The following is a 14,246-nucleotide window of genomic DNA, read 5'->3' on the forward strand; positions in this document are numbered from 1 at the left end:
CTCCCGTTCTTATTGTTTCGTTGTCATTGTTCCTTCCCGGCGTTGGTCGCCGGTGAAGGGTCTTGTGGTGTCGGCGCACCCGCGCGCGAAGGGCCCGCATGAGACGGGCCCTCGCGCGAAAAGCGCAATCCCGCCTTAGCTGTTTGGACCGCGATCCATGCTGACGGGCTGCCAGCGGCGCAGCGCGGTGTCTTGCAGCACCGACGGGTTGACGCAGCTTACCGGCCACATGCCTTGCAGCACTAGTGACAATTCGTAGCCCACCCGGCGCTTGCGCGCCTCGTCAAAACGTGCCGATGCCGAGGCGACATGGGCGGTCAAGGTAACATTGTCCATCCCGAGCATCGGATTGTTGTGCGACGGCGGCTCCTTCTCCAGCACGTCGAGCGCGGGCGTGGGCGATCCAGCCCTCTTGCAGCGCCTTGATCAGCGATTCCTCATCGACGGTGGCGCCGCGGCCGGTGTTGATGAAGATGGCCGATTTTTTCATCTGACGAAAATGCTTCTCGGTCAGCATGTGATGCACTTCGGGCCGCGCCGGGGCGTGCATCGAGACGAAATCAGACTGCGACAGCACCTCCGACAGCGTCGAGGGAATCACGCCGTGGTCGTACATCAGCGTTTCCTGGATGAAGGGATCGTAGGCCACCATCCTGAGGCCGAACGGCGCGGCGCGCTTCGCCACCGCGCGGGCGACGCGGCCGAACGAGATGAAGCCGAGCGTCTGGCCCATCAGCCGCGGAATCTTCAGGAGCGCCGGGCGGCCCTCGGCCCAGCGGCCGCTGCGTACCATCTTGTCCTGCTCGATCAGGCGGCGGAAGCCGGCGAGCAGCAGCATCATGGCGTGGTCGGCGACCTCCTCGATGAAGGTATCGGGGATGTTGGTGACGGGGATGCCGCGGGCGGTCGCGGCCTTGACGTCGACGGAGTCGACGCCGACGCTGCCGAGCGTGATCACCTTGCAGTTCTCAAGGGCGTCGATCACCGCCTTGGTGATCGGCATGCCCTTGGCGTAGATCGCGTCCGCGGTGCGTGCCGCGGCGATGAATTCGGCCTCGTTGGCCGGCGCCTCGACGATCTCGGCGCCGATCGGATCGAGCGCCTCCCGCTCATAATCATAGCCGCCGCCGGCGACCGTGAAGCTCGCGCCCTTCGGCGTCACCACCCTGAATTTCGACATTGTCTGCTCCCGATTGAGGTCTTCTGTTCTTGCTTCTTGCTGGTTTGCTTCTTGATGTTCTTGATTCCCGGAGCGCGGCTTGGATCACCGCTGTCCCTACTTCTACGCGAGCGGCGCTGTTCGCTCCACAATTGCCGGTTGGTCCGCGGCCCGATTCTCCGGGCTTCTACGGGGAACCTCCGTAACCATCAGGTAAAGGGTCTCACATTACGGTGAGCGGAATCAATCCGCCAATCGCGTCGCGTTCCCCGCCTCTTCTGGAGACCCCCGTGAAGCTGTCAAATCTGAAGATCACCCCCAAGCTCGGCATTCTGGTGGGGGTCGCGCTCCTCGGCCTGTGCGCGGCCGGTATCCTGGCGATCAATCTGATGCAGCGTGAGATGACGAATGCGCGCATCGACCAGGCCAAGGCCATGGTCGATATGGCCAGGAACATGGCAGCGAGCCTGAAGAAGGATGTCGACGCCGGAAAGATGACCAAGGAAGCGGCACTGGCCGAGTTGGGCAAGCGCGGCAACGCGATGACCTACGATAACGGCTCGGGCTATCTGTTCGGCACGGACTACAACGGCATCACGGTGCTGGCACCCGATCCGAAGCAGGTTGGCACCAATCGGATGGACGTCGTGACCAATGGCCGCAAGCTGTCGCAGGAGCTGATGGATGGCGTGAAGGCCAAGGGCGAGATTCTGCTGTTCTATGAATACGTGAAGCCTGGTCAGGAGACGCCGATCCGGAAGCTTGGTTACGCGGTCGCAGTGCCTGGCTTCGATATGTATCTCGGCACCGGCGCCTATCTCGACGATATCGACGCCAAGATGCGTCCCATTGCCTGGTTGCTCGGGCTCGCGATCATCGGCATCGGCGTCATCTCGAGTTCGGTCGCCTGGCTGATCGGGCGCAGCATTTCCCGGCCGCTGAACCTGCTTGGTGCCCGCATGCGCGACATCGCGGACGGCAAGCTCGACGGTGACATTCCCGGCGTCGGCCGTGGCGACGAGGTCGGCGGGATGGCGGCTACCGTGCAGGTCTTCAAGGACAATGCGATCCGTATCCGCGGCCTCGAGCAGGCCGAGGCCGAGACGCAGGCACGCGCCACTGCCGAGCGGCGCAGCGCGATGCAGGACCTTGCGAGCGATTTCGAGCGCAGCGTGAACGGCATCGTCCGTACGGTGGCCTCCGCCGCCGCCGGTATGCAGACCACGGCGCAGTCGATGACCGCAACCGCCAGCGACGCCAGCGCGCGGGCCGCGACCGTGGGTGCTGCCTCCGACTCTGCCTCCAACAATGTCGGCACCGTGGCCGCAGCGGCCGAGGAGCTCTCTAGTTCGGTTGCGGAAATCTCCCGCCAGGTGGCGCGTTCCAGCGAGGTCGCAAGCCAGGCGGTGGCCGATGCCGAGCGCACCAATGCGACCGTGCAGGCGCTCTCCACCGGCGCCGAGAAGATCGGCGAGGTGGTCAAGCTGATCCACTCGATCGCCGCCCAGACCAACCTGCTCGCGCTCAACGCCACCATCGAGGCGGCGCGCGCCGGCGAATCCGGCCGCGGCTTCGCGGTGGTCGCCTCCGAGGTGAAGGCGCTGGCCAACCAGACCGCAAAGGCGACCGAGGAGATCTCGGCGCAGGTCGCCGCGATGCAGGCCTCTACTGGCGAAGCGGTGACATCGATCGGCGGCATCACCGCGACCATCGCGCAGATGAGCGAGATCACGGCCTCGATCTCGACCGCGATCGACCAGCAGGGCGATGCGACGCGCGAAATCGCGCGCAACATTCAGCAGGTTGCGGCCGGCTCGAGCGAGATCTCCGCCCATATCGGCGGCGTCACCACCGCGGCCGCCGCCACCGGCACCGCGGCGGGCGACGTGCTGTCGAATGCCCGTGAGCTCGACACGCAATCCGGCATGCTCCGCAACGCGGTCGACGAGTTCCTGCAGAAGGTGCGCGCGGCGTAACGGATCGCGTAGGGTGGGTCAGCTAGCGAAGCGCAACCCACCAGCGCATTCCACGACTGTGCACCCGTCATCCCAGCGACAAAGGCGAAGCCTTTGTGCGGGGATGACGGAATTGGCAGGCTTCGCAGGGGCGCGCTGCCAAAATATCGAAAACAACCCCATGCAAAGTGGCCGGTGACGGCCGGCGTGCGACCACCAACTTGACACGTCGGGCAAATCAGTGTCACATTTCTAATATTCCGAAAAACCGGCCGTGGGGGACGCTACGATCCCGCCGGGAAGACCTGCGCGACGTGAAAGGCCTTGGTGGTGATGAGCCACCTGCCGTCGATCCGATGAAACACGAGATGGTCGATGAAGCCGGTCTGGCCGGCCCTGACGCGCACCTTGGCGATGGCCAGATCGGACGCGGTCTGGTCGATGCTGATGATGGCCTCCTCGCGCGGCGATTCCATCGACGCCGGCGAGGGACGGCTGCGGATGAAGTCGCGGAATTCCGCGGCCGACCGCACCGTGTGCTTGCCGTCCCGGATGCCGTGCACGATGCAGGCATCGGAGAAGACGTCGCGGAACCGGCAGTCGTCGACGTCATACATCAGGTTGAAATATCCATCGATCGCGGATGCGATGGCCTGGATGTCGCTCATTGCAAAATCTCCGTAGCGGATGATGTGGCGGTGACCTCACCGGATCGAACCGGTGATCTGCGCCGACAGTGGCCGATATGGTGGCGGAGTGCTACGACTGGGCGGTCATCTCTTGGATGACTGAGAGGCATCGGCATGGACGAAGTTGACGGTCGGCTGGTTGGCGGCCTGGTGGTCCTCGCGGCGGTGGCGGATGCGCGCAGTTTTGGCCGGGCCGCCGAACGGCTCGGCATGACGCAATCCGGGGTCAGCAAGGCAATCGCCAAGCTCGAGGCGCGCCTCGATGCCAGGCTGGTTCACCGCACCAGCCGCGCCGTCGAGCTCACCGAGGAAGGACGCGCGCTGGTCGAGCGGGTTGCCGCGCATCTGGCCGGGATCGGCGAGGCGGCGGCGGAGACCTCGAAATCGCGCGATGCGGTGCGCGGCAGGCTGCGGGTCAATGTCGACCCGCTGTTCTCCCGCATGGTGCTGTCGCCGAAGCTGAGCGAGTTCCTGCTGCAGAATCCGGGCATGGAGCTGCGTATCGAGACCCGCGACCGGATCGCGGATCTGGTCAGCGACGGTTTTGATCTGGCGGTGCGTTTCGGCGAGCCGGCGCCGTCGGCGCTGATTGCGCGCCGCGTCCTCGATGCGCGCGTGCTCACCGTGGCCTCGCCGATCTATCTCGAACGACACGGCCGGCCGCTTGATCCGCGGGAGCTGGCGAGCCGCGACCATCAGTGCATCCTGGCCATCGACGCGGCGACCGGGCGTCCCTTCGATTGGGAGTTTTGGCGCGGCGGCGAGGTCGTGCCGGTCGCGGTCAACGGGCGGCTCACCGTGACCGATTCAGGAACCAAGCTCGGCGCTTGCCTGGCCGGCTTCGGCATCGCGCAGGTGATCGATCTCGGCCTCGACGATCATCTGAGGAGCGGCGCGCTGATCGAGCTGTTTCCGGACTGGCCCGACGAGCGTTTCCCGCTCTACGTCTATTACGCCTCGCGCAACCACGTGCCGGCCAAGGTGCGGCGGTTCATCGACTTCATCACGGAAACGCTGGCGACAAAGCCACATTCGCCACGCAAATCCGCCGGCTTGCGCAAGGTAGGCTAGAGCTTCGGTTCTGATTGAATCAGAACCGAAGCTCTGGATTCTTGCTTTGACGCGTTTTCTTCACGCGAACCGGTGCCCACTTCGCTCGAAAACGCACCAGCCATATCCTCGGCGTCAGCTCGCAGGTTTCGCCGAGCCTTTGGCGGACCCTTGCCGTGAAGCGATGATGACGCCGGCGAGCACCAGCGCGTAGCCGATCAGATGGAACGGAGCGAGCGTCTCGCCGAGCAGCAGGATCGCCATCGCCGAGCCGAACACCGGCACCAGATGGAAGAACGGCGCCGCGCGGTTCGGGCCGATCAATGCGACGCCGCGATTGAAGAACAGATAGGCGAGCGTGGACGGGAAGATCAGCGTGTAGCCCAGCGTTGCGAAAGTCAGAACGTCGAGCTTCAGCGTCACGCCGTTGGCGAATTCCCAGATAGCCACCGGCAACAGCATCAGCGCTCCGCAGCAGGTGGTGAACGAGATCAGCGAGAGCTGATGGATTTTCGGCCGCCGCGGGATCAGCGCCGAGTACAGCCCGAACGACACCAGCGAGGCGCCGAACATGATGTCACCGCGGTTGAAGCTGATGCTGGCGAGCGCCGAGAAGTCGCCGCGCAGGATGATAGTCAGCACGCCCGCGAGCGAGATCGCGATGCCGGCAAGCTGCGCCGGCGTCAACCGCACGCCGAACAGGATCAGCGACCACAGCGCCACGAACAGCGGCCCCGCCGACTGGATCAGCAGCGCGTTCAGCGCTTCGGTATATTGCATCGCCCAGTAGGAGATCGCGTTGTTGAACGCGAAACCGACCGCGGACAACAGCAGCATCAGCGGCAGCGCCCTGCGCAGCTTCGGCCAGTCCTCCTTCAGATGCGGCCAGGCGAACGGCAACAGGATCAGGAACACGCCGAACCAGCGGATCGTGGTCAGCGTGACCGGCGGCACATGGCTGCCGACATGCCGCGCCAGCACGATATTGGCAGCCCAGAACAGCGACGTCAGGCTGAGCAGCAGATAGGGCTGGTTGTTGAGCCAGTGCAGCGGCTGATATCGCGGAGTTGTGGCAGGGGCGGGCAAGGCGGTCATTATCTGGCGGATGTTGTGCCCGATTCCGCCGCCGCCACAAGACGAAAGAGCGGATTGGAGCCATGCGCGCGCGGGCTCAATCTGACGCGGAAGCTACGCCGCTAAGGCGTCGTCCGCCCGCAGGGGATCCGAGTAACAGAACTGAATTCCGTCATCCTGAGGTGCGAGCCCCTTCGGCGAGCCTCGAAGGATGCACGGCCCGACTGTGGCCGATTCATCCTTCGAGGCTCGCTCCGCTCGCGCCTCAGGATGACGGGGATAGTTCTTGGGTGCGGCCTGCGCGGCCTTCAACCTATTTCTGCGGCCCCGACAGCGAGATGTCGCGCTCGGCGCGAAACACGTTGCTGTAGAGATTGGCGATCCATTGCCGTCCGCTGGAGGTGATGTTGAGGTGGCGGATCGCCTTTTGCACATGCGGCGCGACGCTGTCCCAGTAGAAGCGCGGATAGAGGTCGACGAGGTCGGCCGGCGAATCGTAGCCGAGCTGGCGGTTCAGTCCGGCCTCCTCGAATTCGAGGTACAGCGCGTTGGCCTTGCGGATGTAATGGGGATCGCCGAGCTGGCCGATCAGGTCGGCGGCCCGCAGCAGGATGGCCTCCTCGCCGAACTCCTCATTGCCGTCCGGCGCGCTCTGCGGAAAGCGGGTGCCCTCGATGGCGCGCGCGATGCGCTCCTTGTCGAGCAGGGCGACGCCCTTGAGCCGCTCCATCACGAAGATCTTCGAACGGTCGACGTGATAGGACATCAGCGCCGCATCCGATGAGCCGCGCGGCAGGATCACCTTGCGGCCGTCGGCGGCGACCAGATAGCCGTCCTGATCGTCGGCATCGAACAGCCCGCGCACATAGCCGATGTCATGGGTGAGGCAGGCGACGATGACATGCGCATAGTCCTCGGCGCTCATGTGCGAGTGCAGCGCGCGGCCGCGCAGGATGGCGTGGCCGGCCAGGGTCACCAGCATGGTGTGCTCGACATTGTGATACAGCGCGTCGCTGTTGCCGATGCATTCCATCGCGATCCGCGCGATCGAGGGCACCATCTCGACCAGCTGGGTCTGCGAAGAGCCGAACCGGCGCTGCATGTATTCGCCGAGGAATTTGCCGAGCGCGTCGGCCGCCAGTTCGGGAAGGGTCATCACGGCATTGACCTCCGAGATCGGGTGACGAGCTTACGGCCTGCCGGCATTTCAGGGTAGTCCCGCGATGTGACATAATCGTTGCGGCCGGTCCGACCCGGCCCGGACTGATGCGACTTTGGGCGGGAGCCGGTGGATGGGTGTCGATCTCTTGAACGTCAAAGGCTTGAGCGAACTGGATCAAGAGGCTCCGGTCGTGATGGTCAATCTGATGCGATTTCGCCAGCGGTCGCTCGATGGCGACGGCTCGGGCTGGGATGCCTATCTGCGCTACAGCGCGCTCACCGTCCCCATGATCAAGGCACGCGGCGGCACGCTGCTCTGGACCGGCAGCGCCGAGACGGTCGCGCTGGGCGAGCCGGCCGGCCAGCGCTGGGATTACCTCGCGCTGGTTTATTACCCGAGCGTCGCGGCCTTCCTCGACATGATGACCTCGGCCGACTACGAGACCCGCTGCGACCCGCATCGCCGCAACGGCTGCGAGGAGCACGTCATCATCGCGACGCGCGAGGCCTACAGCAAGTTCAAGGTGGGGTGAGGGTGTGCGTGCCCCTTGGTGGCCGCAAATTCAGATATATCACCGTCACCCCCGCGCAACGGCTACGCCGTTGTCGCTGGAGGAGCGCGAAGCGCGTCTCGAAGGGTCGACGGCCCGACTGTGGCCGATTCATCCTTCGAGGCTCGCAAGCGCTCGCGCCTCAGGATGACGGGTCTGACAGACTAGCAAGCGCTGCGCGGCAGGCCCTCTGCACCACCCGGCAGACCTCATCCCGCGACCGTCCCGCGCTCAGCGAGGCGAAGGTCGGATAGCTCGTCAGCGCGAAGATCAGGTCGACGGCGTCCTTGCGGGCCTGCGGCGGCGCGCCCTTGCCCGCGATGCGGTCGACCAATGCGGTGACGCCGCGGCGGCGGCGTTCGTTGCGCTCGCGCACGGCTTCGGCGAATTCGGGATCGGTCGCCATCGCGTCGTGCAGGCGTCCGACCGCGGAATCGCGGCTCCAGAAGCCGCAGAAGATCTCGACCATGCGGTCGAGCGCGGCGCGCGGATCGGCCATCGCCATGGCGTCGGCGAGCTGATGCAGCCCGCCATGGCGCGCGATCTCGTCGAACACGGCTTCGAGCAGTCCGCGCCGCGAGCCGAACTGATTATAGACCGTCAACCGCGTCACGCCGGCGGCCTTCGCCACCGTATCCAGCGAGAAGCGCGCAATGCTCTCGCCTTCGCGCAGCGTGCGCGAGGCGGCCTCGATCACGCGCTCCCGGGTCTCGGCGGCGGCGGCGCTGCGCGCCGGGCTCACGTAACTGCGCGGCGGCATCGGCTGGCCTTGCTTTCGTCAGATTGACTATACATTATGTATATCTAATTTCCAATGCCCTTTGGAGCGAGATCATGCAGACCGTCCTCATCATAGCCCTGTCCCTTCACGTCCTGTCATCGGTGTTTTGGGCCGGCTCCAGCTTCACGTTGGCGCGTACCGGCGGCCTCGGTGGCGAGAAGCTGCTGGTTCCCCAAATCGGCGCGGCGACGGTTGCGATCGTGACCGGCGCCACGCTCTGGCGCCTGGTCCATGAAGGTTCGTTCGCGCTGTCGGAGCAGATCCTGGCAGGCGGCGCGCTCGCCGCGCTGGCCGCCATTGCGGTGCAGATCATCGTCGGCGGCGGCGCCATCAGGCAGTTGCGCAATGGCGCGGCCGAACCGTCAGCCGCACGTTCGCGGCTCGCGATCGCTCAGCGCATCGCGGCCGGGCTGCTCGCGATCACCGCGCTCTGCATGGGCGCTGCGCGCTACGCCTGACCGCTTCTTACCTCTCCCGCTTGCGGGGGAGGTCGCTGTGCCCGAAGGGCGCAGCGGGTGGGGGCTCTATCTACTCAATAACTCTCTCGCATGCGGAAGCACCCCCACCCCAACCCTCCCCGCAAGCGGGAGAGGGGCGTAGTCCTGTTGCGGATGCAACCCGCTCTAATATTTCCGCACCAGCTCCGGGGTGATCTCCTTCAGGCTGCGGATGCCGAGCAGCGCGAGGTCGCGGTCGATCTCGGCGTGCAGCAGCGAGATCGCGCGCGCGACGCCGGCTTCGCCCGCGACCACCGCGCCATAGAGGAACGGGCGGCCGATCCAGACGAAATCCGCACCGAGCGCGAGCGCCTTGATCACGTCGGTGCCGCGGCGGATGCCGCCGTCCATCATGACGGTCATGCTGCCCTTCTGCGCCGCGATCTCCGGCAGCGTGCGCAGCGCGGAGACGGTATGGTCGAGCTGGCGGCCGCCATGGTTGGAAACCATCACGCCGTCGCAGCCGTGCTCGCGCGCCAGCCGGGCGTCCTCCGGCGAGATCAGCCCCTTGATCACGAGCTTGCCGCGCCAGCGCTTGCGGATCAGCTCGACGTGTTTCCAGGCGAGCTGGTCGCGGCTGCCGATGTTGCGCATCAAATTCTTGGACAGCACCGGCGGGCCCCGCTTGGCGTCCATGTTCTCGAAATGCGGCATGCCGTAATTGAACACCGTGCGTGCCCAGGTGTTCAGCAGCCAGTCCGGATGGGTGATGGTGTCCCAGAACACCCGCGGCGTGATCTCGAGCGGCACCTGGAAGCCGTTGCGGATGTTGTTCTCGCGGTTGGGCGGCACCGGCACATCGGCGGTGACGACGAAGGTGTCGTAGCCGGCCGTCGCGACGCGATCGACCAGCGGCTCGATCCGCTCGTCGAGCCCGGCGAGATAGGCCTGGTACCAGGCCTGCTGATTGGCGGCGCGGACGTCCTCCAGGGTGATCAGCGAGGAGGCCGAGAGGATCATCGGGACGTTGGCCGCGGCCGCGGCGCGCGCCAGCACGATGTCGCCGCGATAGGCGCACAGCGCCGACGAGCCCATCGGCGGAATCCCGAACGGCGAGGCGTAGCTCTTGCCGAACAGCGTCGTGGTCTGGTCGCGGCCGGAGACGTCCTTCAGCACGCGCGGCACGAAGCCGTATTCGTCGAATGCCCGGCGATTGTCTGACCGCGCCGCGTCGGTCTCGGCGCCGCCGGAGATGTAGCCGTAGAGGAATTTCGGCAGCAGCCGCCGCGCCTGCGGCTCGAAATCGTCGAGCGTGAGATAGCGCCGCAAATGCCGGGGCACGGCGCTCGCCGCGCGGTTGACGGTTGCGGGAGTCGGGGAAGGGGCTGCGGTCCGGTCGTGCACGTCGAGTGTTTCCGTTGTTCTTGGTTCTTGGCTGGAACGCGAGGCTAGCGCCTGCCGCCGCGCCCGACAATTTTTTCGTTGAACTTGTTGACCGACTGGCTGACGTCGCTGAGCGTCCTGCGGGTTTCGGCGATCATGGCGCCGGATTTCTTGTCAAAACTCTGGATCAGCTCGCGCAGCGAGATCACGGTCGGCAGCAGCTCGCCGCCATATTTGTCGCTGCCGAAGCTCTTCAGGAACTTGTCGGCGGACGTCAACTTGCTGTCGACCGCGTCGACGCCGTCCTCGGCGGCATCGATGAAGCCCGCGATCAGCTCGCCATTGCCGGACAGCGAGTTGGTGAAGTTCTCGAGCCCGAGCAGCGAGTCCTTGATGTCGGCCTCGTTCTCGGTGATGACGCGGTCGACATTGCGCAGCGCGACCCGCAGTTTCTCCTGGATGCCCATCGTGCCTTCGGCGTCGGCGGTCAGTTCCGGAATGCCGTCGGCGCCGAGCGCAGGCGGCGGAGCATCGTCGGTGCCGCCGGTGAAGGAGATCGAGGCGATCCCGGTGAGGCCCTGGAATTCGAGGCCGACCTGGGTGTCCTTCTTGATCGGGGCGTTGCCCTCGATCCGCGTCATCGCCACCACGCGGTGACGGTCGAGCCTGATCGAGACCACTTCGCCGATCCGCACGCCGGCGAAGTTGACGCTGCCGCCGCGGCGCAGGCCGGAGGCCGAGCCCTCGAACACGACGCGGAACGGCACCATCCGCTTGATGCCGGCATAGCGCTGATAGCCCAGCCAGCCGCCGAGCGAGCCGGCGATCAAAGCCAGCGTCAGGGTGCCGATCACGAGATTGCTGGCGCGCGCCATGCGTTGGGGACCTGTCCGCGAAGCAGACCTCAAGAGATAGCGGATTTGCCGCCGATAGTCACCGCGCCTGTCCTCTTACCTCGCCCCGCTTGCGGGGAGAGGTCGGATCGCATGCAGCGCAGCGGAATGCGATCCGGGTGAGGGGGAGCCTCCGCAGATTCATCTCTCACCGTTGCTGTGGAACGAGCCCCTCACCCTAACCCTCTCCCCGTAAGAACGGGGAGAGGGAACGGTAGAGCTCCTCGCTGACGCTCACGCCGCCGACTGCCTCCGCGACGCCGCGAAGACGCCGGCCAGCACCAGCGCGAAGCCGATGAAATGGAACGCCTGCGGATGCTCGCCGATGAACACGATCGACATGATGGTGCCGAACACCGGAACCATGTGGAAGAACGGCGCGGCGCGGTTGGCGCCGATCAGCTGCACACCGCGGTTGAAGCACAGATAGGCCACCGTCGAGGGGAATACCGCGACATAGAACAGCGACAGCAGATTGCTGGTGGTGAGCTGCATCACCGGACGCGTGCCGAGTTCCCAGATCAGGAACGGGATCAGGAACAGCGCGCCGCAGCCGAAGGTGAAGGCCGCGACCGACAGCCCGTGGATCTTGGGCCGCTTCAGGGTCAGCACCGAGTACAGCGCGAAGATCACCAGCGCGGCGATGAAGATCAGGTCGCCCTTGTTGAACTCGATCTTCGACAGCGTCGTGAGATCGCCGTGCAGCAGGATCACCAGCACGCCGGCGAGCGACAGCAACACGCCGCAGAGCTGCGCCAGCGTCAGCCGTGCGCCGAGCAGGATCAGCGACCACAGCGCGACCATCAGCGGCACGGAGGATTGCAGCAGCAGCGTGTTGAGCGCCTGGGTGTGCTCGAGCGCCCAGTATTGCAGCGTGTTGAAGGCGCTGATGCCGGTCATCGACAGCAGCATCATGATGCCGAGATTCTTGCGGATCGCAGGCCAGTCGCTGGCGAGGTGCTTCCAGGCAAACGGCAGGATGATCAGGAACGCCACGAACCAGCGCAGGAACGACAGCGTCACCGGCGGAATATGGCCGGCGGCGAGCCGGCCGACGATCGCATTGCCGGCCCAGCACATCGCGGTGATGCAGAGCAGCAGATATGGCTGGTTGGCGATCCAGGAGCCGGACGCAGGCGTTGTGGTGGAATCGGTGGCAGACATGCGAAGGGCCCGGGTTCACGACGCCGCGGCCCGCCCGCCCGGCCGTCGCCGGGCCGGTATGGATCGCCCCGGCACCCTGTCACAGACACGGATTCCGCTATTCTATCAATGGTGATCGACGCATCGCGACCATGCGCGAAGGCCCCTTACGAAAGGCGCGACGGCGCCTTGCCAGGCCGGTCGGCACACGCCGATCCGCCGCAAGCCTCTTGTTTGAGCATGATCGCCGCGCAAACGCGTTCCGCGTTTGTCGCGAGGGAAAACCCCTTCGCACTTTTCCGGATCATGCTCTAGCCGGTCTCCGGCGGCGTGGTCTGGCGCTTGACGATCTGCTCGGCGAGCTCGATCAGGATCCGCTTGGTGTCGGGATCCTTGACGTCGCGGAACACCCGCAGCATGCGCAGCTCGAGCAGGGATTGCAGCGATTCCGACGCTTGGCCGCCTTGTGTGTGCGCTGTGGCGGCGGGCCGGCGATTGAGGATGTCGGCGGCGATCCCGAGCATCTCGGCGACCGTCGCGAGGCGCCCGGTTTCGATTTTGACGGTGCCGTCCACGCCGTTCTTGTGCAGGGAGGCCCCCGCGCACAGGATCTCGGCGAGATCTGCCTGCGACAGCCCGATTGCGCGCCAGCGCGCCTGCACCAGTTGATCGATCTGGTCGTCCTGCGATGTGCTCATGGTGCGCTTGGGCGATCTCCAGCTACGTCCGTCGACAGCATGTCCGCGACGATGATTGGTAGCAAATGGAACAGCGGTTCGTCGCGACGGGACTTCTACGGATCACCCGGATCGACAATCGGTCCCGGCGCACCGGGCGACGTGCAGGACGATCCGTGCTTTCACGACAGCTCGGCAGTCGCGCCAGGCGGGCACTGCAATACGCACCCATGGTCTGAAATCCCTGTCATCGGGCCGCAGCCTTATTATCAAGATCGCACGCGAATGCAATCTGGGGGCGATCGCTGAGGCGAATCCAACCCGAATGTGTGACCTTGCCACAGTTCGCGGCGTTGCCGCCGAGCGCGGCGATACCGGCCGCACGAAAGCAGCGCGCACGGAAGCAGACCTCGGAGCGCCGCGACGGCCGCGCGGCGCCGCTCACAGGTCGATGATCCCGAGCGCGATGCTCTTCGCCACCCCGTGCGTCTTGTTGGAGGCCTCGAGCTTGCGCAGCGCCTGCTTGATGAAGCCTTCCACCGTCTCCGGCGAAATACCGAGGATCTGCGCGGTGTCGGCCACGGTCTTGCCGCGCGCCGCCCAGGCGATCACTTCCTTCTCCCGTCCCGTCAGCTTGATGGTCTCGGCGGCGTCGGCGGGCTTCAGGATGGTCGGCGCGCTGCGCTGGTCGCGGTTGACGATGTCCATCGCGCGCTGCACCCAGTAGATCATCAACAGATGCAGTTCATGCCGATGGCAGACGAACAGCTTGTCGAAGTCGCGCGGCTGGTCTTCCCAGAAGAACACCGTCGAGCTCGAATGCACCGCGCCGAGCCGGTCGCGATAATGGAAAGGCACCACGAAGCCGTCCTTGAATCCGAACTCGCGGGCGGCATCCATCGTCTTGACCTCGGGCGCCCGCTTGTGTCCGCTTCGCTCCGGCAGCTTCAGGCTGCTCCAGCTGAATGGCGTGTTGGTGCGTCGCGACCGCGCCAGCGCCGGGTCGGCATGGACGAACTCGTTCTGCACATACGCCCGCTTCCAGGCGTCGGGAAAGGTGCCGACGTGATAGGGCAGATCAAGGTCGGGCCGGCCGGCATCGACAAAGGCGAAGCCGGAGAAGCCGTAGTTCTGGATGACACGGTGCAATGACGAGCTGAGCTCGTCGATGGTATCCGACGCCTCGATGGTTGAAATCGCGTCTACCAGGCCCATTGACTAAAACCCCCGGTTTCCGGGGGTACCACATTTGGCCCCTTTCGTTCCAGATGTTCCGCATTTGGAGGAAAGGAT

General features: G+C 65.4%; 15 protein-coding genes. 4 read left to right on the top strand and 11 right to left on the bottom strand.

From position 1 onward, the window contains the following. Positions 1–135: 135 nt before the first annotated feature. The gene (locus tag ACVIGB_RS38115; RefSeq protein WP_456749279.1) at positions 136–381 is read right to left on the bottom strand and encodes a hypothetical protein; all 246 of its coding nucleotides are present in this window, start codon (positions 379–381) and stop codon (positions 136–138) included. Next, complete coding sequence (locus ACVIGB_RS38120; RefSeq protein WP_456749280.1) at positions 284–1,180, bottom strand: C-terminal binding protein; 897 nt, start codon at positions 1,178–1,180, stop codon at positions 284–286. Before ACVIGB_RS38120 ends, ACVIGB_RS38115 begins: the two co-directional genes overlap by 98 nt. A gap of 269 nt (positions 1,181–1,449) precedes the next feature. On the opposite strand from ACVIGB_RS38120, the gene ACVIGB_RS38125 reads away from it, so the two are divergent. Then, positions 1,450–3,135: a methyl-accepting chemotaxis protein gene (locus tag ACVIGB_RS38125; protein ID WP_092117350.1), complete on the top strand. Its 1,686-nt coding sequence runs from the start codon at positions 1,450–1,452 to the stop codon at positions 3,133–3,135. A gap of 263 nt (positions 3,136–3,398) precedes the next feature. Here the strand turns inward: ACVIGB_RS38125 and ACVIGB_RS38130 are convergent, their stop codons facing one another. Next, on the bottom strand, positions 3,399–3,782 hold the full coding sequence (locus ACVIGB_RS38130; RefSeq protein ID WP_456718824.1) for a nuclear transport factor 2 family protein: 384 nt from the start codon (positions 3,780–3,782) through the stop codon (positions 3,399–3,401). 135 nt (positions 3,783–3,917) lie between these two features. On the opposite strand from ACVIGB_RS38130, the gene ACVIGB_RS38135 reads away from it, so the two are divergent. Continuing rightward, entirely contained in the window at positions 3,918–4,874 is a 957-nt protein-coding gene (locus tag ACVIGB_RS38135; RefSeq protein ID WP_456718823.1) for a LysR family transcriptional regulator, read from the top strand. A 114-nt stretch (positions 4,875–4,988) separates the two neighbouring features. Here ACVIGB_RS38135 and ACVIGB_RS38140 read toward each other — a convergent pair whose 3' ends face one another. Then, positions 4,989–5,948 carry a DMT family transporter gene (locus ACVIGB_RS38140; protein ID WP_456718822.1) on the bottom strand — a complete coding sequence of 320 codons (960 nt, stop codon included), beginning with the start codon at positions 5,946–5,948 and terminating at the stop codon, positions 4,989–4,991. A 292-nt stretch (positions 5,949–6,240) separates the two neighbouring features. After that, positions 6,241–7,086, bottom strand: a complete 846-nt coding sequence (locus ACVIGB_RS38145; RefSeq protein WP_456718821.1) for a metal-dependent phosphohydrolase — start codon at positions 7,084–7,086, stop codon at positions 6,241–6,243. A 133-nt stretch (positions 7,087–7,219) separates the two neighbouring features. Between ACVIGB_RS38145 and ACVIGB_RS38150 the strand changes: the two genes are divergently transcribed. After that, positions 7,220–7,621 (top strand): DUF1330 domain-containing protein, encoded by a 402-nt coding sequence (locus ACVIGB_RS38150; protein ID WP_050403288.1) that lies wholly within the window; start codon positions 7,220–7,222, stop codon positions 7,619–7,621. A 160-nt stretch (positions 7,622–7,781) separates the two neighbouring features. Here the strand turns inward: ACVIGB_RS38150 and ACVIGB_RS38155 are convergent, their stop codons facing one another. After that, complete coding sequence (locus ACVIGB_RS38155) at positions 7,782–8,399, bottom strand: TetR/AcrR family transcriptional regulator (RefSeq protein WP_456718820.1); 618 nt, start codon at positions 8,397–8,399, stop codon at positions 7,782–7,784. A 74-nt stretch (positions 8,400–8,473) separates the two neighbouring features. Here ACVIGB_RS38155 and ACVIGB_RS38160 point away from each other — a divergent pair, with 74 nt between their 5' ends. Continuing rightward, entirely contained in the window at positions 8,474–8,878 is a 405-nt protein-coding gene (locus tag ACVIGB_RS38160) for a hypothetical protein (RefSeq protein ID WP_456718819.1), read from the top strand. 165 nt (positions 8,879–9,043) lie between these two features. Here ACVIGB_RS38160 and ACVIGB_RS38165 read toward each other — a convergent pair whose 3' ends face one another. From ACVIGB_RS38165 to ACVIGB_RS38185, 5 genes are all read right to left on the bottom strand, one after another. Continuing rightward, a complete protein-coding gene (locus tag ACVIGB_RS38165) occupies positions 9,044–10,198 on the bottom strand; it encodes an alpha-hydroxy acid oxidase (RefSeq protein ID WP_456718818.1) in 1,155 nt (384 codons plus the stop codon). Positions 10,199–10,305: 107 nt separating this feature from the next. Continuing rightward, the gene (locus ACVIGB_RS38170) at positions 10,306–11,115 is read right to left on the bottom strand and encodes an MlaD family protein (protein WP_092117334.1); all 810 of its coding nucleotides are present in this window, start codon (positions 11,113–11,115) and stop codon (positions 10,306–10,308) included. A 252-nt stretch (positions 11,116–11,367) separates the two neighbouring features. Next, positions 11,368–12,297 carry a DMT family transporter gene (locus tag ACVIGB_RS38175; protein WP_456718817.1) on the bottom strand — a complete coding sequence of 310 codons (930 nt, stop codon included), beginning with the start codon at positions 12,295–12,297 and terminating at the stop codon, positions 11,368–11,370. Positions 12,298–12,587: 290 nt separating this feature from the next. Next, the gene (locus ACVIGB_RS38180) at positions 12,588–12,974 is read right to left on the bottom strand and encodes a hypothetical protein (RefSeq protein WP_092117330.1); all 387 of its coding nucleotides are present in this window, start codon (positions 12,972–12,974) and stop codon (positions 12,588–12,590) included. Between the two features lie 420 nt (positions 12,975–13,394). Beyond that, entirely contained in the window at positions 13,395–14,168 is a 774-nt protein-coding gene (locus ACVIGB_RS38185; protein WP_456718816.1) for a LuxR family transcriptional regulator, read from the bottom strand. Positions 14,169–14,246 lie beyond the last annotated feature (78 nt).

This window comes from Bradyrhizobium sp. USDA 4341 (genome assembly GCF_054063755.1).